The sequence below is a fragment of the Bradyrhizobium sp. LTSP885 genome (assembly GCF_000938305.1).
Lineage (GTDB): Bacteria > Pseudomonadota > Alphaproteobacteria > Rhizobiales > Xanthobacteraceae > Bradyrhizobium.
On sequence record NZ_JYMT01000004.1, the window covers coordinates 464,885 to 484,052 of the forward strand.

18 protein-coding genes are annotated in these 19,168 nt (G+C 62.7%); 4 read left to right on the forward strand and 14 right to left on the reverse strand.

Going from position 1 to position 19,168, the window contains the following annotated elements; translation table 11 throughout:
- Window positions 1–14: 14 nt before the first annotated feature.
- Window positions 15–902 carry a 2-oxo-4-hydroxy-4-carboxy-5-ureidoimidazoline decarboxylase gene (gene uraD, locus UP09_RS04510; protein WP_044536779.1) on the reverse strand — a complete coding sequence of 296 codons (888 nt, stop codon included), beginning with the start codon at window positions 900–902 and terminating at the stop codon, window positions 15–17.
- Window positions 903–1,566: 664 nt separating this feature from the next.
- Here uraD and UP09_RS04520 point away from each other — a divergent pair.
- Window positions 1,567–1,785 (forward strand): hypothetical protein, encoded by a 219-nt coding sequence (locus UP09_RS04520; RefSeq protein WP_044536781.1) that lies wholly within the window; start codon window positions 1,567–1,569, stop codon window positions 1,783–1,785.
- A 390-nt stretch (window positions 1,786–2,175) separates the two neighbouring features.
- On the opposite strand, the gene UP09_RS04525 is transcribed toward UP09_RS04520, so the two are convergent.
- The 10 genes from UP09_RS04525 to UP09_RS38035 all read right to left on the reverse strand — a co-directional run bounded on the left by UP09_RS04525 (window position 2,176) and on the right by UP09_RS38035 (window position 12,070).
- Entirely contained in the window at window positions 2,176–3,435 is a 1,260-nt protein-coding gene (locus UP09_RS04525) for an NAD(P)/FAD-dependent oxidoreductase (RefSeq protein WP_044536782.1), read from the reverse strand.
- A gap of 30 nt (window positions 3,436–3,465) precedes the next feature.
- Window positions 3,466–4,593 (reverse strand): muconate cycloisomerase family protein, encoded by a 1,128-nt coding sequence (locus UP09_RS04530; protein ID WP_044536783.1) that lies wholly within the window; start codon window positions 4,591–4,593, stop codon window positions 3,466–3,468.
- Window positions 4,594–4,641: 48 nt separating this feature from the next.
- On the reverse strand, window positions 4,642–5,436 hold the full coding sequence (locus tag UP09_RS04535) for an amino acid ABC transporter ATP-binding protein (RefSeq protein ID WP_044536784.1): 795 nt from the start codon (window positions 5,434–5,436) through the stop codon (window positions 4,642–4,644).
- Window positions 5,437–5,472: 36 nt separating this feature from the next.
- Entirely contained in the window at window positions 5,473–6,132 is a 660-nt protein-coding gene (locus tag UP09_RS04540; protein ID WP_044536785.1) for an amino acid ABC transporter permease, read from the reverse strand.
- A gap of 279 nt (window positions 6,133–6,411) precedes the next feature.
- Complete coding sequence (locus UP09_RS04545) at window positions 6,412–7,269, reverse strand: transporter substrate-binding domain-containing protein (RefSeq protein ID WP_044536786.1); 858 nt, start codon at window positions 7,267–7,269, stop codon at window positions 6,412–6,414.
- Between the two features lie 71 nt (window positions 7,270–7,340).
- The gene (locus UP09_RS04550) at window positions 7,341–8,471 is read right to left on the reverse strand and encodes a saccharopine dehydrogenase family protein (protein ID WP_044536787.1); all 1,131 of its coding nucleotides are present in this window, start codon (window positions 8,469–8,471) and stop codon (window positions 7,341–7,343) included.
- Between the two features lie 12 nt (window positions 8,472–8,483).
- The gene (locus tag UP09_RS04555; protein WP_044536788.1) at window positions 8,484–10,268 is read right to left on the reverse strand and encodes a thiamine pyrophosphate-binding protein; all 1,785 of its coding nucleotides are present in this window, start codon (window positions 10,266–10,268) and stop codon (window positions 8,484–8,486) included.
- 191 nt (window positions 10,269–10,459) lie between these two features.
- Window positions 10,460–10,900: an Lrp/AsnC family transcriptional regulator gene (locus tag UP09_RS04560; protein ID WP_044536790.1), complete on the reverse strand. Its 441-nt coding sequence runs from the start codon at window positions 10,898–10,900 to the stop codon at window positions 10,460–10,462.
- Window positions 10,901–10,982: 82 nt separating this feature from the next.
- On the reverse strand, window positions 10,983–11,879 hold the full coding sequence (locus UP09_RS04565) for a LysR family transcriptional regulator (RefSeq protein ID WP_044536791.1): 897 nt from the start codon (window positions 11,877–11,879) through the stop codon (window positions 10,983–10,985).
- Window positions 11,880–11,881: 2 nt separating this feature from the next.
- Complete coding sequence (locus UP09_RS38035; RefSeq protein WP_197082598.1) at window positions 11,882–12,070, reverse strand: hypothetical protein; 189 nt, start codon at window positions 12,068–12,070, stop codon at window positions 11,882–11,884.
- A 15-nt stretch (window positions 12,071–12,085) separates the two neighbouring features.
- On the opposite strand from UP09_RS38035, the gene amaB reads away from it, so the two are divergent.
- From amaB to UP09_RS04580, 3 genes are all read left to right on the forward strand, one after another.
- Window positions 12,086–13,648, forward strand: a complete 1,563-nt coding sequence (gene amaB, locus UP09_RS04570; RefSeq protein WP_044536792.1) for an L-piperidine-6-carboxylate dehydrogenase — start codon at window positions 12,086–12,088, stop codon at window positions 13,646–13,648.
- A 13-nt stretch (window positions 13,649–13,661) separates the two neighbouring features.
- The gene (locus tag UP09_RS04575; protein WP_044536793.1) at window positions 13,662–14,891 is read left to right on the forward strand and encodes a pyridoxal phosphate-dependent aminotransferase; all 1,230 of its coding nucleotides are present in this window, start codon (window positions 13,662–13,664) and stop codon (window positions 14,889–14,891) included.
- 192 nt (window positions 14,892–15,083) lie between these two features.
- On the forward strand, window positions 15,084–15,572 hold the full coding sequence (locus UP09_RS04580) for a deoxycytidylate deaminase (protein ID WP_283805951.1): 489 nt from the start codon (window positions 15,084–15,086) through the stop codon (window positions 15,570–15,572).
- 210 nt (window positions 15,573–15,782) lie between these two features.
- On the opposite strand, the gene upp is transcribed toward UP09_RS04580, so the two are convergent.
- From upp to UP09_RS04595, 3 genes are read right to left on the reverse strand one after another with little or no spacing between them, the layout of a single operon-like run.
- The gene (gene upp / locus UP09_RS04585; protein ID WP_044536795.1) at window positions 15,783–16,412 is read right to left on the reverse strand and encodes a uracil phosphoribosyltransferase; all 630 of its coding nucleotides are present in this window, start codon (window positions 16,410–16,412) and stop codon (window positions 15,783–15,785) included.
- Between the two features lie 27 nt (window positions 16,413–16,439).
- On the reverse strand, window positions 16,440–17,693 hold the full coding sequence (locus UP09_RS04590; RefSeq protein WP_245301746.1) for a URC4/urg3 family protein: 1,254 nt from the start codon (window positions 17,691–17,693) through the stop codon (window positions 16,440–16,442).
- Between the two features lie 8 nt (window positions 17,694–17,701).
- The gene (locus tag UP09_RS04595) at window positions 17,702–18,949 is read right to left on the reverse strand and encodes a GTP cyclohydrolase II (protein ID WP_044536892.1); all 1,248 of its coding nucleotides are present in this window, start codon (window positions 18,947–18,949) and stop codon (window positions 17,702–17,704) included.
- Window positions 18,950–19,168 lie beyond the last annotated feature (219 nt).

Consider the following 19,168-nt stretch of genomic DNA (forward strand, 5'->3'; position numbering starts at 1 on the left):
CCGGTGCTTGCCTCTCAACTCCCTCGATAGGTCGCATAGCTCCACGGCGTGACCAATAGCGGCACGTGGAGATGGCCTTCGGGATCGCTCACCGAAAACCGCAGGGGGATGCGATCGAGGAACGGCGGATCGGACATCGGCACGCCCCGTGCGGCAAAATATTCGCCGACACTGAACATCAGTTCATAGCGGCCGATCGGCACCGGCCGGCCGCCGATCAAGGGCGCATCGGTGCGGCCGTCGCTGTTGGTCACGGTGCGCGTCACCAGGCGGGGAGCGCCGAGATCGGACAACTCCGTGAGTTCGACCGAGATGCCCGCCGCCGGCCTGCCGCTGTGGGTATCCAGCACATGGGTCGACAGGCGGCCCGCCACCTGAAGCCGATCCTCGGATGTGACGAGTTGATCGAGCCGCAGCGCCGCGATCCGGCAAATTTCCGCGATCGAGACTCGCGTCTCCGTCGTCGTATCGTTCGGCAACCTCCGCTCGAAGTCGCGCAGGATCGAATCCTTGGTATGGCGGCGAACGCAGACGATATAGGGAAAGCCGAATTTCGAGCGATAGGCGTTGTTGACGCGCTCGAAGGCGTCGTATTCGGCATCCGACAACCGGTCGAGGCCGACGCTGTTCTGCTCGGCATTGGATTCCGCGGTCAGTCCTGCGGCGCGCTGCGTCTTGTTGGCGAGGTCGGGATGGGCCTTGATCAACGCGAGCCGCAATTCGGCCGGGGCACGATCGACCGCCGCCTTCATCGCGTCGAATAATTGATGGATGCCCGCATAGGGCCGCGCCAGCACGGCCTGTTCGGCGATCCATGGCGAGTACTCAAAGATATTCGCCAGCGCTGCGACGAAATCGTCCTTGTTGCAGTCGTTCAAATCGCCGAGCGTTATCTGCTGCATGTCACGCTTTCAGTGTCCGCCATCGAATGGAGCGCTCGCTCAAAGGGCTCGGCAACATCCAACACGGCGGCGATTGGCGAGGGCAAGGACCATTCCGGCCGCTGGTTGGATTTGGTGCGGACGGCGATTATTCGGATTGCTTTCGGAGGTCGCGGGACAGGCCGAAAATGCCTGTACTCCGCACCGCGGGCTCTGGAGGCGGCGCTTCCCTGACTTCGGCCTGCGGGGGTGGCGGAGGCGGCGCCGGGAGGTTGTCGCACTTCATCGAATAGACCAGCTCACCGTTAGCGGTCCGACCGATCGGGGCACAATTATCGACGAAGCGCGCGGTACCACTCTTTGCGGTCGTAACTTTGGGTACCAATTGGGTCTGCGCCCAGGCGGGCGACGCCATAAGCAGAACAAGCGGCAGGATTGTCTTCATCGGCCTCACCACAACGGACATTCTCTCACTGAACCCTTTCGTTAAAAACCAGTCTAATACAGCCCGACGAGCGTTGCTGCTGAATTATTAGCCGTGACCAAGAAATTTGCTCGCCGCTTCGTGATGTGCGCACCCCGTAACAATCGTCAGGCGCGGTCATAAGTCTCAACCAGAGCGCTGAGAAGCAAGGCACGTGTGCCTCGCCAGGAAAGCGTCAGAAGGATCAAAGGGAGAAGAACAATGCGCAAAAAAATCCTCACCATTCTCGGCTCGACCTTGATCGTCTTGACCTCCGTGCAGTTTGCCGCGGCCGCGCAGCGCTATCACGGCAAGGCGGCTCATGCGGTGCCAACCCGGCAGCAGAGCCGTAACACCGATGCCTATGCCGCCTGGCCGGCTCCTGCAGCGCGGCCCGACGATCGGTACCCCCACGGATATTCCGCGCCTGCCGGCTACTGACGCTCGATTTGACCTTTACGTCGAAAGCCGATCGCAAATCACGACCGCAACACGCTGCGCCTCCGCCTCGACCCGGAGGCAGAGCCGGCAGGCCTTGAGCCCGGCATGACCGTCTGGGATCCAGAACGAGCGAGGGCACCGAGCGGCGAAGACTGCTTCGGCCGCCGAAGTGCTAAATTGAATTTTCTTGGAGCGGGTGGAGCGCTCCGATCCAGCAACAGCACCGGATCGGCTGCACGATGGCAGAAGCTGATTATCGTGTTGATGGCGACGACCGGGAGCCCTGAGACGTCGGCAACGTCCTTCGAGAATGGACACATATTGCTACATTCGACCAGGATCGCACGCGGCTTCTGGCAGAAGGCCATGATCGAAGGGTTGTCCGTCCGATCAGGCAAATCGCGATATCGCGAACGGCCGGACATCGATGCCGGCGTCCCTGCCCGCAATGAGATCGGCCACGATCCGGCCTGTGATCGGGCCCGATGCCAGACCGACATGTCCGTGACCGAAGGCGTGGAAGATGTCCGGCGAGGCCGAGGCTACGCCGATGACCGGACGGCCGTCAGGCGTCGATGGCCGATGCCCCATCCAGCGATCAATCGTCAGGCTCGCCCGCGGTCCAAGCGCGGGGTACGTCGCAAGCGCATGCCGAACCAGGATCTCGACGCGAGCCCAGTCAGGCTCGGCATCAACGTGCGCGAGCTCGACCTGCCCGGAGAGCCGCAGGCCCGCGGGTGTCGGCGTGTTGGCCATTCGTCCGTCGCTCGGCATGATCGGAAGCCGCGGACCGGCTGCTGGTGACGCGATGACGCCGTGATAGCCGCGCTCACTCGCAAGCAAGACCCGGTCGCCCGCAGCATGCACCAGGACCTTGGAATGGATACCGGCGCAGATCACGGCGCGATCACAATCGATCCGGCCTTGGTCGGTCGTCACCGCTTCGAGACGCCCCTTGGCCACGGCAAAGCCCGTAGCGCGCGTCCGGCGAAGGACAGCGCCTCGCTGACGCGCAGCGTCCACGATATCAGCCACATAGGCGCCCGGATCGGTACAATGCGCGCCCTCCGCGACGAAGGCGCCGAACCGATAGGTAGAACTCAAATCCGGCTCGCGCCGACGCAATTCCTCAGCGTCGAGTTCGACCCATCGCAGCCCATTCTCCCGTCGAAGCCGCCACGCAAGCGCGTCATCCGCGAAAGCCTTCCGGTCGGGATAGGCATAGAGCAGACCGGTCTGTGAAATATAATCGGGCTTGCCGATTTCTTTCGCCAGCACGGCGTGGCGCTCCGGACCGTCACGCAGGATCGACGCGAGCACGCGGGCCGTTTCCTCGACCTTCCGGACGGTCCACCCGGCCGCCAGGAATCGCAGCAACCACGGCGCCAACGCGGGTAACGCCGCCCACCGGAGCGTCAGTGGTCCATTGGTGTCGAGCATAAGGCCCGGCACCTTGCGCCACAGGCCGGGCATCGACATCGGGATGATCGACGCAGGGCTGATCCAGGCGCCGTTGCCGTAGCTTGCCGCCTGGCGGCCGCCGGGCAATTCCGGTTCGATGATCGTTACCTGATGTCCATCAGCGACCAGCTCCCACGCTGTCGCGGCTCCGACGATGCCCGCTCCGATGACGACAACATGCTGGCTCATATGGTTCTCACGGACCGGATACCGATGCCGCTACGCGGTAGCGAGAACGCGGGCATTGGCGCGTACCGAAGCTTCGCTGACGCGAATGCCGAGGCCCGGGCCGTCGGGAACGACCACATGGCCGCCGCGGTTGAGGACGCGCTCTTCCAACACATCCTCGGTGAGCACATGGTGCGGCATGTAGAATTCGCAGCCGAGCGAGATGCCCGGCGTCGCTGCAATCAGCTGCGTCCCGGCGGCTAGCCCTATGCCGCCTTCCCACAGCGTGCCGCCATAGCCGGGCAGGCCGGCAATATCGGCGATCGCCATGATCGCCTGCGCCTCGAACAGGCCACCGGCCTTCATCAGCTTGATCGAGACGGCATCGGCCGCCTCGCGGCGCACCACCTCCATCATGTCGCGGCGGTCGAAACAGCTTTCGTCGGCGAGTACCGGCGTTTCCAGCGCCGCGGTGAGCTGCGCCATGACGTCGAGAAATTTGCGCGGCACTGGCTGCTCGATGAAGGTCGGCGCAAACTGCTCGACATCGCGCAAGATCTTGATGGCGCCGAACGGCGCTAGCGCCTGGTTGTAATCGACGCGAAGGTCGACCTTGTCGCCGAATTCGTTCCGGATCGCTTCAAGATGGTCGAGATCCTCGCGATGCGGCTTCACGCCGGTCTTGACCTTGTAGATGACATTGCCGTCCGGGACCATTTTGCGCATGCGCTCGAGATCGGCGGCGAAATCCGGGTCGGCGATCGAAAAGGAGAGCGGGATCGTGTCGCGCACGCGGCCTCCGAGGAGATCGGCGACCGAGAGCCCCGATGACTTGCCGACGATGTCGAGCAGCGCCATCTCGATCGCGACCTTCGCCTCGGCATGCCCGACCAGCGCGCGGTCGAGCTCGGCCATGAGCGCGCGGATGCGGCGGACCGGCTTGCCGAGCAGGATCGGCCGCAGATAGATGTCGAGCGCGGAAAAGGCTGCCTCCGGCGTGCCCGTAAACACTTCCCACGGTGCTGCTTCGCCCCAGCCGATCACGCCGTCGCTTGACGTGAGTTCGAGCAGCACGCGCTTCACCGTGCCCTTGACGTTTCCAACGCCTTGCAGGCGCGCCATCTTGATGGGACTTTCGATCAGGAAAATCCGCAAGCGCTCAATCGTTGCCTCGATCACAGGTACCTCTCCATTGGTGCGCCATTTCCGGCCTTCCTCGCCGCCCGATCAGCTGCCCGCGACGACTGCCGCCGGCAGGCCGCTGCGGTGGAAATGACTCAGGAAGGCGCGCGTCGCAGGATCGCGCGGTGCGTCGATGACCTGCCGCGCCGGCCCCTCCTCCACGACGATGCCGTCGCGCATGAAGACGACCGTATCAGCGACCTCGCGCGCAAAGGCCATTTCATGGGTGACGAGCACCATGGTCATTCCCTCAGCGGCGAGCTGGCGCACGACCGCGAGAACCTCGCCAACCAGTTCAGGATCAAGCGCGGACGTCGCTTCGTCGAACAACATCACTTGCGGCTTCATCGCCAACGCGCGCGCGATCGCCACGCGTTGCTTTTGGCCGCCCGACAGCTTGTCGGGGGTCACGTCGGCCTTGTCCTTCAGCCCAACCTTCTCCAGCAGGCCAAGAGCGGTCGCGCGCGCCGCCTCCGCCTGAACCTTCAGGACCGTGACCGGTCCTTCCATCACGTTCTGCAGGGTGGACATGTGCGGAAACAGGTTGAAGTTCTGGAACACCATGCCGGTACGCGCGCGGAAGGCCGCGAGCTCCCTGTCGCGGGGCAATTTGTCGCCGTTGGAGAAGTCCATCGTGCTTTCGCCAACCCGGATGGCGCCGCTGTCAGGAAGCGTCAACAGATTGAGGCAGCGCAGCAGCGTCGACTTGCCCGATCCGCTGGGTCCGATGAGCGCGACGACACCGCCGCGGGGTACACGCAGCGACATGTCCTTCAGGACGCTGACAGCCCCGAAGGACTTCTTCACGTGAACCATTTCGATCATCGGAGCATCAGACACAGGACCACTTCCCTCTTTGATGGACATTGCCGTGCTTCACCGCGCCAGCCGTGCTTCGAGCACGCGGGCGACACGCGTCATCGGGAACAGAATGATGAAGTAGATGACCGCGATCATCGTATAGGTCTCCAGCGGTCGATAGGTTGCCGAGGTAATCAGTTGTCCCTGGTAGAGCAGGTCCGGCACCGCCAGCACCGAGAGCAGCGACGTGTTCTTGAGTTGCAGCACGGCCTGATTGACCAGCGGCGGGATCATTCGCTTCAACGCCTGCGGCATGACGATGCGCTTCATCAGGTCGAAGCGGCGCATACCCAGCGCGCGGCCGGCGTCCCACTGCCCCACATCGACCGACACGATCCCGCCGCGAATGATCTCCGAATAGAAGGCGCCGCCGTAGAGGCTGAGCGCGACGAAGGCCGCGACCGCCGGCGAAAGTTCGACACCAATCAGGACCGGAAGCGCGTAGTAGATCCACACCAGTTGCACCAGCACGGGCGTACAGCGAAAGACCTCGACGAGCATGACGAGCGGCGCCGAAACGAACCTCAGATTGGACAGGCTTGCGATCGCTACCACGCAGCCGACCGCAAAGCCGGTCACCGCGGTGAGGACCGTAAAGCCGATCGTATAGGCGGCGCCGACGCCGATAACCCTGCTGTATTGCAGGAGGAACCCGAAACTCCAATCGTAATGCATCGCACCTATCCCATGCCAATCGATTGCGAATAGGCGGTCTGGGTCAGCCCCGAATAGAACCAGCGCCCGAGCGTGATGATGTCGTAGACCGGCAATCCGAATGCACGCGACACGCGATCTCTATGTCGAGCAGAATGATGCCCAGCGGAGGATGTCGCCCATGTTGCATCGATCAAATGTCCCCCGACGCGTCGGATGTCGATTGGTCCAAACCTGAATGCCTTCCTGATGCAAAACTGCCCGCGTCATGCGAAGACACGGGCAGCCTGATCGATAGGGTCAAAACTGGAGCCCGGGAGGAACGTCCTGCTCCTGGATATTGACGAGCGAGAGACTTGACAGGATCCACTCGCGTATCGCACCGAGGGAACGGTTGTATTCGAGCCAGTTGTCGACATAGGTGCGGAAGCGGCTATCGGAATCCACGCGCACGCCGCAGCAGGTCGGCTGGGACGCGACCGGCGCCGGGACGACGACTTTGCCGACTTTCGCATTCTTCTTGACCGTCACCAGAGAGAGCATCGCCACCTGGATCAGGCAATCCGCCCGTCCCGACTGCACGGCAAGTACGGCATCATCTGCAGTCTTGAGCGCGACGAGCGTCGCCTTGGGAATGGTTCGCCGTGCGAAGAGATCATGGGAGGAGCCGATGTCCACAGCGACCCGCATCTCCGGCTTGTTGAGATCTTCCCATAATTTTGGCTCGAAACCGGATTTGGCGATGAGGGTAAAGGTGTTGTTCATGATCGGGCGCGAAAATTCGAGGATCAAGGCGCGCGAAGGTATTGGACTGAGTCCGAACATGATGTCGATCTTGTTGGCCTGGAGATCGAGAACAGAGTTGCCCCAGGTCGACTCGATAATTTCGACCTCTGCCTCCATGGATTTGGCGAGGTCCGTAGCCATGCTCACGCAAAAACCGGACCATTGCCCCGTCGCAATATCCTTGTGGTAGTAAGGTTCCGTGCCGACGACTCCGGCGATCCGAAGCTTCCTCGTCCTGCGAATTTGAGCGAACGTGCTCTCCGCCGGAGGTTGGCCTTCGGCAGCAGCCTGCGAGACGGCAGAGCCGGCGGCCATAGCGACCGCTGCGGCGCCGAGCCCAACGAGTGATCCGATTTCACGACGACTGACCATAGCAAACTTCCCCTCTTGTTGAATTCCTCAAACCGTGATGCTGCGGAATTCTGCCCCCCGGCTCACAGCACTTACGCAGCCTTCTTGATAGCGAACTGAATGGCAAAGTCACTGGTTTCGGAGCTGCGTGCCTCCCTGGCCAGCCGGCCGCCTGCGCGCGTGGACAGGAAATCGGACAGGCTCGCATCCTCCTGCCGCACGAAGCCCTTTGCCGGAAGCTTGCCCGACAGGAAGAGCTCGACCATGGCGACGCAGCCGGCCGCCGTGGTCAGCTGGATCGCGCCGAGTTCCGGCCGTCCATCGTAGCGCAGCACGATGCTGTCCTCCTCCACGCGACCGTTGCGTTCGCCGATGCCGGTGACGAAGATCACCACGACATCCCTGCGCGTGAACGGCGCAGCGCGGTTGAGAATGCGGCGCATGGTGTCGCGGTCGTCGGCTAGTCCCAGCCCTTGCAGCAGAAGCTTCATGATCTCGGCGTGGCCGGGATAGCGCAGCGTCTTGTAGCTCATGTCGCGGACCTTGCCGGCCAGCGTCTCGGTCAATGTGCCGAGGCCCCCGGAGGTGTTGAAGGCCTCGTAGGCGACGCCGTCAATCATGACGCTCTCGACGCCTTCGAGTGCCGGCACCGATGTCGACTTGCCGTCGAATACGATCTCGCAGGGATTGCAATACTCGTTGATCAGGCCGTCGATGGACCAGGTGACGTTGTAGCGCAAGGCGTTCGTGGGGTAGAGCGGCAACGCACCGACGCGCATCTTGATGGTCTTCACGGTGTCGAAGCGTGCCGCCATATCGGCCCCGAGCACGCAGATGAAGCCCGGCGCCAGGCCGCACTGCGGCGCCAGCATCACGTCGGCGCCCGCCGCGATCTCCTTGATGTACGTCGTCGTCGCCACGTCCTCGGTCAGATCGAAATAGTGCGTTCCGGTTTCCACAGCGATCCGTGCGATACCCTGGTTGAGAAAATACGGACAGGCGCTGACGACGATATCCTGATCAATCAGGAAACCGCGTACCGCGTTGAGGTCTCCGGCATCCACGACCTTGGTAGCGAAGGTTGGGTCGGCACTCAAGGCGAGTTGCGCCTCTGAAGCGTCAGCCAATGTGACTTTGTGCCCCTGCTCCGCCAGCATCCCAGCGATGACGGTACCGATCTGCCCGGCACCGAGGACAGCGATGTTTTTCGACGAATGAACCATTTTGAAACCTCTCTAGAGCGCAGCCTGGACGCCGACGGCCGCCGGATCGGCGCCCACCTTCGTCAGCCATGAGAACACCGGCGGCAGCCGATCGGCGATGGATTCGACCGCAACGTCGAGAAAGACCGGCTCGCTGAGCGTGAAAGCTTCACGAAGAGCCGTCTCCAGTTGCGCCGGCGTCTCGACCCGGTAGCTGCGGATCCCGTAGACGGCGGCGAGCTTGCTCATATCGTATTTGCCGAAATCGACGCTGAATGTCGGGTCGTTGGTCGCCGCGTCCCGACCACCGCGCGCGGAAACCTTGCGGGCATGATCGCGATCGACGACCCGCTGCAGCGCCTTGATCCAGCCGAAGCAAGCATTGTTGAAGTGGATCAGCACGGCCGGGATCTGCAGCCGCGAGAGCGTCTCGAGTTCACCGGCCGACATGCCGAGCGAGCCGTCGCCGAACAGGCCCACGGGCCTCAAATGCGGGGCGGCGAAATAGGCCCCGACGACGGCCGGAATGGCGTAGCCCAATCCACCATAGAAGCGCGGGATCACGAGCCTGGACTGCGGATCGCGCAGTCGGAGGAAGCGCGTCGCATAAGGTGTTGGCGTGCCGGCGTCCGACACCACGTTGCAGGGCGTCGGCAGGCAGCGGTTGAGCGTTTCAATCACCCGTTCGGGGCGCAGCGGGACCTCGTCGCTCTCCAATTGCGGCGCCATCGCATCCCAGAACTCCGCACGGCGGCCGTTGATTTCGGCGACCCATCCCGCCGCCTGTGGCGCGCGATCCGCGGGAACCTTGGCGAGTAGCGCATCGACGACCGCGCGGACATCGCCCACGAGCGGAAAATCGATGGCATAGGTGTTGCCAATAACTTCCGGTTCGAGATCGACCTGAATGATCCTTGTCTCTCCGTTCGGAATCGGCCACTGCCAGTTCATGGTGGCGACCGACCCCATGCGACAGCCCACATAGATCACGAGGTCGGCGCGTCCGAGCGCCCACACCGCGTGCGGATGGAAGCCATTATCGCCGATGATGCCGATGCCGAGCTTGTGGTCATCGCGAATAACTCCCTGCCCGGTGATCGTGGTGACGACCGGAATTCCGAGCCGTTCGGCAAGCGCGGTGATGGAAGCTGCGGCGCCGGACCGATTGGCGCCACCGCCGGCGACGATCAGCGGGCGCTCGGCGGTGAGAATGGCGTCGATCGCCGGGTCGAGGTCGCAATCCGGCGGCCTGCTCCGATAGGATGGCGCCTGTCGGCATTGCGGTTCGACATGCAGCGACACCGCCTCCTCCGGCATATCCTGGTAGAGAAGGTCCTCGGGCAGCGCGAGCACGACAGCCCCCGGACGACCACCGGTCGCCTCGCGGAAGGCACGACGTATGATCTCGGGTAGCTTCCCGACGCGACCCAACGTCTCGGCGCGCTTGCAGACCGGCTTGAACAATTCTTCGACGGGCAATTCGGTCAAGGTGCCGCGCCCAACACCAGGCTGCGGGATGTCGTTGACGAGAAGGATCACGGGCACCGAGGACTTGTTGGCTTCGGCCACGCCCGGCAGACCATAAAGTGCGCCGGCGCCACTCGGCACCTCCGCGACACCCGGTTTGCCCGAAAGGCGCGCGTAGCAGTCCGCCATAAAGACTGCCGAGCGTTCGTCCCGACACAGGATGTGACGCGGGGCGTCCTTGACCGTCCTCAATGCCTCGTAGAGCGCGACATTGGTGTCGCCGGGAACGCCGAAAATGACATCAACACCGTATCCCGACAGCATGCTCACGAGAGCCGTTGCACCATTCATTTCGAACGCTCCTTGATCTTGTTTTGTTATTCAGGAGCATAGGCGCGACATAAATATCCAAACCGCCGGCTATAGGAATAATATTGTTACATTCCGCTGGCCTAACCTCCGTTTCGATGGGAAATGAGAAATTTTGCACATGAATGTGGCGTGCTGATCGTCTCGCAGGCAGGCTTTCGCCTGGCTTCTGCTCACCTCTCGAATTTTCTGGCGAGCAGAACGGACGATGTGGTGCGCCTGACGCCATCCATCTCGGCGATCCAGTCGATGACCTCGTCGAGATGGACGGAGGTCGCGCAATTGATCTTCACCAAGAGATCAAAGGGGCCGCTCAGCGTATAGCAATTGACCACTTCGGCTCGCTTGCGCAAAGCTGCAATGACGTTGCCCTGCTGCCTGACCTCGAGCTCGATCAGGATAATCGCCGAGATCGCCGTAACATGATCTTCCTTGCCTAGAATGGCGGTGTAGCCGGCGATCGTTCCCTGCTTCTCCAGCCGTGCCATTCGCCCTTGCGCGGTCGCGCGGGACACGCCGAGCGCCTTGGCGATATCGGCGACAGAGGTCCGCGCGTTCGCAATCAGGATGTTGAGGAGATCCTGGTCCTTCCTGGCGTCCGCTGGACGGGCCATTTTTACCCCTTCGGATTGATAGTTTTTCGACCAAATGATGGGGAATTATTGCACTTCGCCGGCCCAAGTCCAGCGTACCTGTTTATCGATCGGGGGCGGTCTCCGCCACCAGCCACTCCCGGAAAGCCAGCAGCGGCGGGTGCGTCGCGCGTTCGGCGGGCCAGACGAGGTAGTATCGCTCGGGACTCTCCATCGGCAGATTGATGGCGCGAACCAGCTTGCGGCTCGCCAGTTCGTCCTTGATCAGGAACGTCGGGAGCAGCGCGACGCCGACGCCGGCAATCGCGGCCTGGGCCGCAGTCGCGAATTGGTCGAACACCATCCCCTGAAAGGTTCTGCCCGGTACATCGTGAAGCGAAAACCAGCGATCCCAGGCCTGCGGTCGGGTGGAGATGCTGAGCAGCGGAGCCTGCTTGAGATCGCCTGCAACGCGGAAGCCGTGTTGCCGTTTCAGTGCGGGGCTGCAGGCAGGAACCACTTCCTCGGATCGCAACAGCACCATCTCTGCGCCGGGCCACTCCGGCTGACCGAAATGGATCGCGGCATCCAGCGCTTCCGTACGGAAATCGAAGTAGGACAAGCGCGTCGCAAGGTTGATCGTGATCCCGGGATTTGCCGCCAAGAACCTGGGCAGGCGCGGCGCGAGCCAGCGCGTACCGAATGTCGGTAAGATGGCAAGATTGAGCGTTCCCCCGCTCGGGTTCGCGTGAAGATTGAAGGAGGCGGTGCTGATCTTGTGCAGCGCCTCGCGAACCTCGCGCGCATAGGTGTCGCCGACGGCGGTCAGCCGAATGGTCTGACGCTCGCGCACGAAGAGTTCGACCTCGAGCTGTTTCTCGAGAATCTTGATCTGACGGCTGACCGCGCTTTGGGTCAGGCTGAGTTCGCGCGCGGCCAAGGTCATGCTGCCGGTCCGGGCGGTGGCCTCGAACGCCGCCAAGACGGCCGTGGAAGGAAGGAAGCGACGCGGCGTTTGCATAGTCATTCCAAATCAGAATGATCTCCTGCGAAAACATTGATTGAATCAGCGCCATTCGCAAGCCTATTTTCAACGATCATAACGAAATCGCATGAACGGGCCGTGGGATCAGGCACGCCGCCGCGGGCGTGTTCCGTAGCAATGGAGATACCGATGACGCGATCCGACTTCTTCCCTGTCAGCCCAACCATCCAAGAGACCCTGTCATGACCGTCACGTCCAACGCCCCATCGCGCACCGTCACGTCCCAGGCAAGCGAGGTCGACGCGCTCCTGAGCCAGCTGGGCGTGGCGCGGAGCCGCCATGTCGGCGGCACGCTCGCGGCACGGTCGCCGATCACAGGCGAGATCACCGCCCATGTGCACGAGATCGGCGCCGAGGAGACGCAGGCGGCGATCGACAAGGCTCATGCCGCCTTCCTCGAATGGCGTCTGGTTCCTGCCCCGAAACGCGGCGAACTCGTCCGGCTTCTTGGCGAAGAACTGCGCGCCAACAAGCAGGCCCTCGGCAAGCTCGTTTCGATCGAAGTCGGCAAGATCACGTCGGAGGGCCTCGGCGAGGTCCAGGAGATGATCGACATCTGCGACTTCGCTGTGGGGCTGTCGCGTCAACTCTACGGCCTGACCATCACGACCGAGCGCAGCGAGCACCGGATGATGGAGACGTGGCATCCGCTCGGCGTCACCGGCATCATCTCGGCATTCAATTTCCCGGTCGCGGTATGGTCGTGGAATGCGGCGCTGGCCCTGATCTGCGGCAACAGCATCGTCTGGAAGCCCTCCGAGAAAACGCCGCTGACCGCGCTTGCGACCGAAGCGCTGTTCGCGCGCGCCCTCGAACGCTTCAGGCAGGAGGGCGGTCATGCGCCGGACGCGCTTTCGATCGTGCTGTTCGGAGGTCGCGCCATCGGCGAAATCCTCACCGACCATGCCAGGGTGCCGTTGGTTTCAGCGACCGGATCGACGGCCATGGGCCGCGCCGTCGCGCCGCGGCTCGCGCGGCGTTTTGCCCGCGCGATCCTGGAGCTCGGCGGCAACAACGCCGCCATCGTCACGCCGACCGCCGACCTCGATTTGACATTGCGTGGTATCGCGTTCGCGGCGATGGGCACGGCCGGGCAGCGCTGCACGACGCTGCGGCGTCTCTTCGTCCACGAGAGCATCTACGACACATTCGTTCCGCGTCTGAAGCGCGCCTATCAAAGCGTGACAGTTGGTAATCCGCGCGAGGACGGCAATCTGGTCGGCCCGCTGATCGATGGCATGGCCTATTCGTCGATGCAGAAGGCGCTCGGCGAAGCACGCGCCGCCGGCGGCGCGGTGCTCGGCGGAGATCGCGTCGTCTTCGAGGGCGCCGATGAGGCCTACTACGTTCGGCCGGCGCTGGTCGAGATCGCAGAGCAGACCGGACCGGTCGAGCACGAGACCTTCGCGCCCATCCTCTACGTCATCAAATATCGCGACTTCGACGCGGTGCTCGGCGTGCACAACGCGGTTCCGCAAGGGCTCTCGTCCTCGATCTTCACCAACGATTTGCGCGAGGCGGAAGCCTTCCTGTCGGCGCGAGGCTCCGATTGCGGCATCGCCAACGTCAATATCGGTCCGTCCGGCGCCGAGATCGGCGGCGCTTTCGGTGGCGAAAAAGAAACCGGCGGCGGGCGCGAGTCGGGCTCGGATGCGTGGAAGGCCTATATGCGGCGCGCCACCAACACCGTCAATTACGGCCGGACATTGCCGCTCGCCCAGGGCGTCAAGTTTGACGTGACCTGAGGGGGAAACACGCATGAACGCCCCCGTACAAACCTCGTCGCTGTTTCGGCCGGCGAACCGCCTCTCCGCGATCGGCGTCTCGGAGATCTTGAAGATCAGCGGGCTCGCCGCCGAGATGAAGCGCCAGGGCCAGGACGTTATCATCCTGGGTGCCGGCGAACCCGACTTCGATACGCCGGAGCCGATCAAGGATGCGGCCGAGCGCGCCATGCGCGCCGGCGCCACCAAATACACCGCTCTCGACGGCGCGCCCGAGCTCAAGGCCGCCGTCCGCGCCAAGTTCAAGCGCGACAACGGGCTCGACTTCACGCAGGACGAGATCACGGTATCAGCCGGCGCCAAACAGGTGCTGTTCAACGCCATGATGGCGACGATCAACCCCGGCGACGAGGTCATCATCCCGACGCCATTCTGGGTGACCTATGCCGACATCGTACAGATCACCGGCGGCGTGCCCGTGCTGGTGCCGTGCTCGGAAGCCAACGGCTTTCGGCTGTCGGCCGAAGACCTCGAACACGCGATCACGCCGCGGACGCGTTGGATTATGCTGAACTCACCGTCAAACCCGTCCGGAGCGGCCTATTCGGAAGGCCAGTACCGGCCGATCCTCGACGTGCTCCTCGAGCATCCGCATGTCTGGCTGATGGTCGACGACATGTATGAGCACATCGTCTATGACGACTTTCGTTTCGTCACGCCCGCGGCGATCGAACCGGCGCTGCGGGCGCGCACGCTGACCGTGAACGGGGTTTCGAAGGCTTACGCGATGACCGGTTGGCGCATCGGCTACGCCGGCGGACCGAACGCCCTGATCCGCGCGATGGCCGTGGTCCAGAGCCAGTCGACGTCTTGCCCTTCTTCGGTCAGCCAGGCTGCGGCCGTCGAGGCGCTGAACGGTCCGCAAGATTTCATCCGCGACCGCCGTCGCTCGTTCCAGGAGCGGCGCGATCTGGTCGTCGGCGCCTTGAACAGGATCGACGGCATCGCCTGCCGCGTCCCGGAGGGCGCCTTCTACACATTTGCGAGTTGCGCCGGGCTGATCGGCAAGACCACAACCGAAGGACAGGTCATCGAGAGCGACACCGTCTTTGCGCAATATCTCCTGCGCACCGTCGGCGTTGCCGTCGTCCCGGGTTCGGCCTTCGGCCTCGCACCGTATTTCAGGATTTCCTACGCGACCTCGATCATGGAGATCGAGGAAGCTTGTCAGCGCATCGCGTGCGCGGCCGGACGGCTTTTGTGAGAGACTCAACACGCTTGAGCGGCTTCGATAACGCGAAACTTGTCGCCTTGGCGTCAACGGACCGGTGTGAGACGAGTACCGCTCGTACTCCCGTGCACAGGTCTGGAATAATGCGACAGGCATTGGAAAACCGGCTATTAACTGTTTTTCGCGTCTATTTGATGCTGGGCACACCTAACAAGGTCGGACGAGTTGCGAGACAGGAAATGGGATGAGCGGTTCATGCTTCTGGCGCATCATTTGGCGCACTGGAGCATTGAAAAGGGACGCCGCGTGGGCGCCGTCGTGGTCGGGCCCGATAATGAAGTACGCTCGACCGGGTACAATGGGTTGCCACGCGGGGTTAACGATGCGGTGGAAGAGCGACACTCCCGCATAACCGGCGCAAAATACGTCTGGAGCTGCCATGCCGAGCAGAACGCCATCTTCAACGCTGCGCGCATCGGGATAGCGCTCAAGGGCTGCACGATCTACGTTCCCTGGTTTCCCTGCGTGGAATGCACAAAGGCGATTATCCAATCGGGCATATCGGAGGTCGTTGGGTATGAACCCGACCAGCCCAATTCCAATTGGTCCCAGGATTTTGCGATTGCCGGCACGATGCTGAAGGAAGCAAACGTCGTCGTGCGGTTCATACCGAGGCTCGCAGAACTGCCGGATGTATCCGAAGACAACAATTAATCACGCGGCCTTCGGTCAGCAGGGGCGCGTTGCCAAAATATCGAAAACAACCCCATGCAAAGTAGCCGGCGGCGGACGACGTTCGACCAAACAACTTGACACGTCGGGCAAATCAGCGATACTATTCTAATATTCCGAAATACTGCAAACGCTGCCCACCGCAAGCGGGAGAGGGCCTGGCCCCATCGCGGCTGCTATTCGACTTCTAATCTATCGCGTCCCGTAGGCACGGTCACCCGCATCGCCAAGGCCCGGCAGAATATAAGCGTTTTCGTCCAGCCCTTCGTCGATGGCGGCGAGCCAGATCGGAACATCCGGGTGGATGCCACGCATGCGCTCGACCCCTTCGGGAGAGGCGATCAGACTGACCACCCGGATGTCGTTGGCACCGCGCTCCTTCAGCCGGTCCACCGCCGCGACGGACAGATTGGCTGTCGCCAGCACGGGCGAAATCACGATCACGAGCCTCTCGTGTAGATCGCTCGGAGCCTTGAAAAAATATTCCACCGCCACGAATGTTTCGGGCTCACGATAAAGCCCGATGTGGGCGACACGCGCAGTCGGCACGAGGTCGAGCATGCCGTCCGCAAAGGTAACGCCGGCACGCAGCACCGGGGCGAACACCAGCTTTTTGCCGGATATCGCCGGCGATTTCATTTTCGCCAGCGGCGTCTCGATCTCGACATCGGCCAGCGGCAGATCGCGGGTCACTTCGTAACAGAGCAGCATCCCGATCTCCTTGAGGAGTTCGCGAAACGACTTGGTCGAAGTGTCCTTCCTGCGCAACAGTGTCAGCTTGTGCTGCACCAGCGGGTGGCTAACGATCGTGACGCCTTCCATGCCGAGCCCCTGCCCTAAAATACTGCCTTAAAATACAGTGCCATCGCTGATAATTTTAACCGGAGGCGACGCGTCAGCGCGACGTTCACGCGCCAACCGTCGGCCCGCGGCCCAGGTTCCACCTTCGAGGATTTTCGCCAGCGGCAATACGTTTGCGTCGAGCCCGAGACGGCGCCGCACATGATCCGCGACGCGGTCGAGCAACGCGACCGTCAGCGCCCGCCACTCCACGACAAGCGGCGAAGCGACATCATGCTCCCGGAACGCATCTCCTTCGTCGCGGAATGTCAGCACGCCATTGTCGACGAACAGACCGCCGTTTCGATACTCGGCAAGGCCGGTCAGCCCATCGATATCGGTCACGTCGATGCCGGCATTCTGCAGCGGTTCGATCAGCGAATAGGCCAGCCATTGCGAGAGCTTGTGCAACGGCATCAGGTGGCTGGTCACATCCACGGTCGTCAGCATCGGATGCTTCCAGCAATCACCGAGCGCGATACCGCCGAGCGTCAGCCGCGACGGCCAGATCGGCCCGAGTTCTTTGAGCAGTTCCGACAATATCGTGGGCGCCGGAAGCCTGCCTTCGTCCGCCAGCGATGCCAGCCGGTCGAATAGCCCGCCGGGCCGCGGCGTATCGAAGCGTCCGAAGACTTCAGGCTTCGCAGCCACCAGCCGGCCGAGGCTGCGCAACAAATTCACCCGGCCCTCGATGCCGACCAACGGATTGGCATCCGACACCTGCATGCCCCGTGCGAGGTCCGCAACGGATAAATTCGCAAGCGCGTCCGCATCGGCTCGAAGCGGCTGTCGCGGATCCGACGAGAATGCGCCATCGGCGAACATCGCAAGGCTGGCCAGTCCCAATCCCTCCGAACGGCCGATGGCCGATCCGGTCGCGGGGTCGTGGTAACGCCATGACGGCCCGGCGCCGGCATCGAGAAAGACGCTGACCATGGCCAGATCGAATTCGGCGCGAGCCCGCGTCGCGGGATCTCGCCATGCGATCTGGTCGGCCAGGCCCGTCCAGCGATCGACACCGTTCATCGAGAAATGCCGCCAGCGCGAATGAAACGGCACAGCCAGCGAGGGATACGCCTTGCGCGTGGTCTCCACCACCAGTTCGGCCGTCGAGTCCATGCGGTCGAGGTGGACACGGAAGTTCGGGAGCCGGTCCTCAAGGCCGATGGCAAGAAGCCGGTGCGCGCGCTCCCGCACCGCCCCGGCATTGAGCAATGACAAGGCCGCCGACGTCTCGGAACTCACGGAAGACACGGAAGACACGGCCGCGCTCAATATTTGTCGAGCGAACGGCCGACGAAGTCCCGCCGGGCTGGCTCCTCGGGCGAGTAGTAGCCGGCAGCCTTCTTCGCAACGATTTCGACCTGAGCATCCGCCGGCACCAAATCGTCGGGGATCGGTACGCGTTCGACGATGTCGATACCCTGGCTCACCAGCGCGTCATACTTCATGTCGCTCATGGAAACGAAGCGGTCGATGCGTTTCAGTCCGAGCCAGTGCACGACATCCGGCATCAACTGCTGGAATCGGGCATCCTGTACACCCGCAACGCATTCGGTGCGCTCAAAATACTGGGCGGCGGCATCACCGCCTTCCTGCCGCTTGCGCGCATTGTAGACCAGGAATTTGGTGACCTCACCGAGGGCGCGGCCTTCCTTGCGGTTGTAGATGATGATGCCGAGTCCCCCGGTCTGTCCGGCACGCACGCATTCCTCGATGCCGTGCAGCAGGTATGGGCGGCAGGTGCAGATGTCCGAGCCGAATACGTCGGAGCCGTTGCATTCGTCATGTACCCGGCAGGTGATGCTGGTGCGATGGTCCGGCAGTTTGGCGACATCGCCGAACAGGTAGACCGTGGTGCCACCGATCGGCGGCAAGAACACGTGAAGATCAGGCCGTGTCACCAGTTCCGGAAACATGCCGGCCGTCTGCTCGAACAACTGCCTGCGCAGATTGTTCTCGGTGGTGGCGAAGCGCGCTGCGATTCCTGGGAGATACCAGACCGGGTCGATCGCGATCTTGACAACGGAGACGCTTCCACTCTCGTTAACGACAGCACCGTCGCGCTTGAGCCGACCGGCAGTGATCGCGGCCTGCAATTCGGGCAAATCGAGGCGGGCGCGGGTGACAGCAATGCTCGGACGGATATCGACGCCCTCGGCAATGTCTTTCGAGAACGCCTCTGCAGCCAGGTGTCCCCATGGATCGAGCGAGACGATCCGGTTCGGATCCGTCCATTGCGGGAATGGTCCAACGGTGGCGGCAGGTTGCGTATTGGTCAGGTCCGGACGCCGGATCGGATCGAGCGCGCCCGACGAGACCGCCAGTGCGCGATAGATCGAATAGGAGCCGCTGTGGGTGCCTATCACATTGCGCTGCTGGGGGCGTGAAACCGTCCCGATTACCGGCCCGCGTTCACGCGCCGTGGCCGCTCCCCAATGAATCGGGAAATCAACCTTCGCGCCCGGCGCCGGATGGGATGTAATCCGAATATGATCAGTTCGATTAGAACGAGTCATCATTACGCACCAATAGATGTCGACTGCCCGCCGGGCGGACAGGCCCGGTTGCCAGCAATCGAAGGATTCTCCAGTATGGCGGAACCGCGGCTGAACACAACGGCCGTTTTGGAGCGTCGCGGGCATTAACCTTATGGTTTACGACGCGATCATGACCCATGCAGCCAAGGCCGCCTCGGTTTGCCCGCCCCACGAACGAAGCGGCGCTCGATGGTCGGA

What these genes read in the sequence shown, in the direction of transcription:
- UP09_RS04520 (WP_044536781.1), top strand. Translation starts at nt 1,567, where the DNA reads ATGCGCAAAAAAATCCTCACCATTCTCGGCTCGACCTTGATCGTCTTG.
- upp (WP_044536795.1), bottom strand. Translation starts at nt 16,412, where the DNA reads ATGGAAGGCGTCACGATCGTTAGCCACCCGCTGGTGCAGCACAAGCTG.
- UP09_RS04565 (WP_044536791.1), bottom strand. Translation starts at nt 11,879, where the DNA reads ATGCAAACGCCGCGTCGCTTCCTTCCTTCCACGGCCGTCTTGGCGGCG.
- UP09_RS04555 (WP_044536788.1), bottom strand. Translation starts at nt 10,268, where the DNA reads ATGAATGGTGCAACGGCTCTCGTGAGCATGCTGTCGGGATACGGTGTT.
- UP09_RS04550 (WP_044536787.1), bottom strand. Translation starts at nt 8,471, where the DNA reads ATGGTTCATTCGTCGAAAAACATCGCTGTCCTCGGTGCCGGGCAGATC.
- UP09_RS04525 (WP_044536782.1), bottom strand. Translation starts at nt 3,435, where the DNA reads ATGAGCCAGCATGTTGTCGTCATCGGAGCGGGCATCGTCGGAGCCGCG.
- UP09_RS04560 (WP_044536790.1), bottom strand. Translation starts at nt 10,900, where the DNA reads ATGGCCCGTCCAGCGGACGCCAGGAAGGACCAGGATCTCCTCAACATC.
- uraD (WP_044536779.1), bottom strand. Translation starts at nt 902, where the DNA reads ATGCAGCAGATAACGCTCGGCGATTTGAACGACTGCAACAAGGACGAT.
- UP09_RS04575 (WP_044536793.1), top strand. Translation starts at nt 13,662, where the DNA reads ATGAACGCCCCCGTACAAACCTCGTCGCTGTTTCGGCCGGCGAACCGC.
- UP09_RS04545 (WP_044536786.1), bottom strand. Translation starts at nt 7,269, where the DNA reads ATGGTCAGTCGTCGTGAAATCGGATCACTCGTTGGGCTCGGCGCCGCA.
- amaB (WP_044536792.1), top strand. Translation starts at nt 12,086, where the DNA reads ATGACCGTCACGTCCAACGCCCCATCGCGCACCGTCACGTCCCAGGCA.
- UP09_RS04595 (WP_044536892.1), bottom strand. Translation starts at nt 18,949, where the DNA reads ATGACTCGTTCTAATCGAACTGATCATATTCGGATTACATCCCATCCG.
- UP09_RS38035 (WP_197082598.1), bottom strand. Translation starts at nt 12,070, where the DNA reads ATGGTTGGGCTGACAGGGAAGAAGTCGGATCGCGTCATCGGTATCTCC.
- UP09_RS04540 (WP_044536785.1), bottom strand. Translation starts at nt 6,132, where the DNA reads ATGCATTACGATTGGAGTTTCGGGTTCCTCCTGCAATACAGCAGGGTT.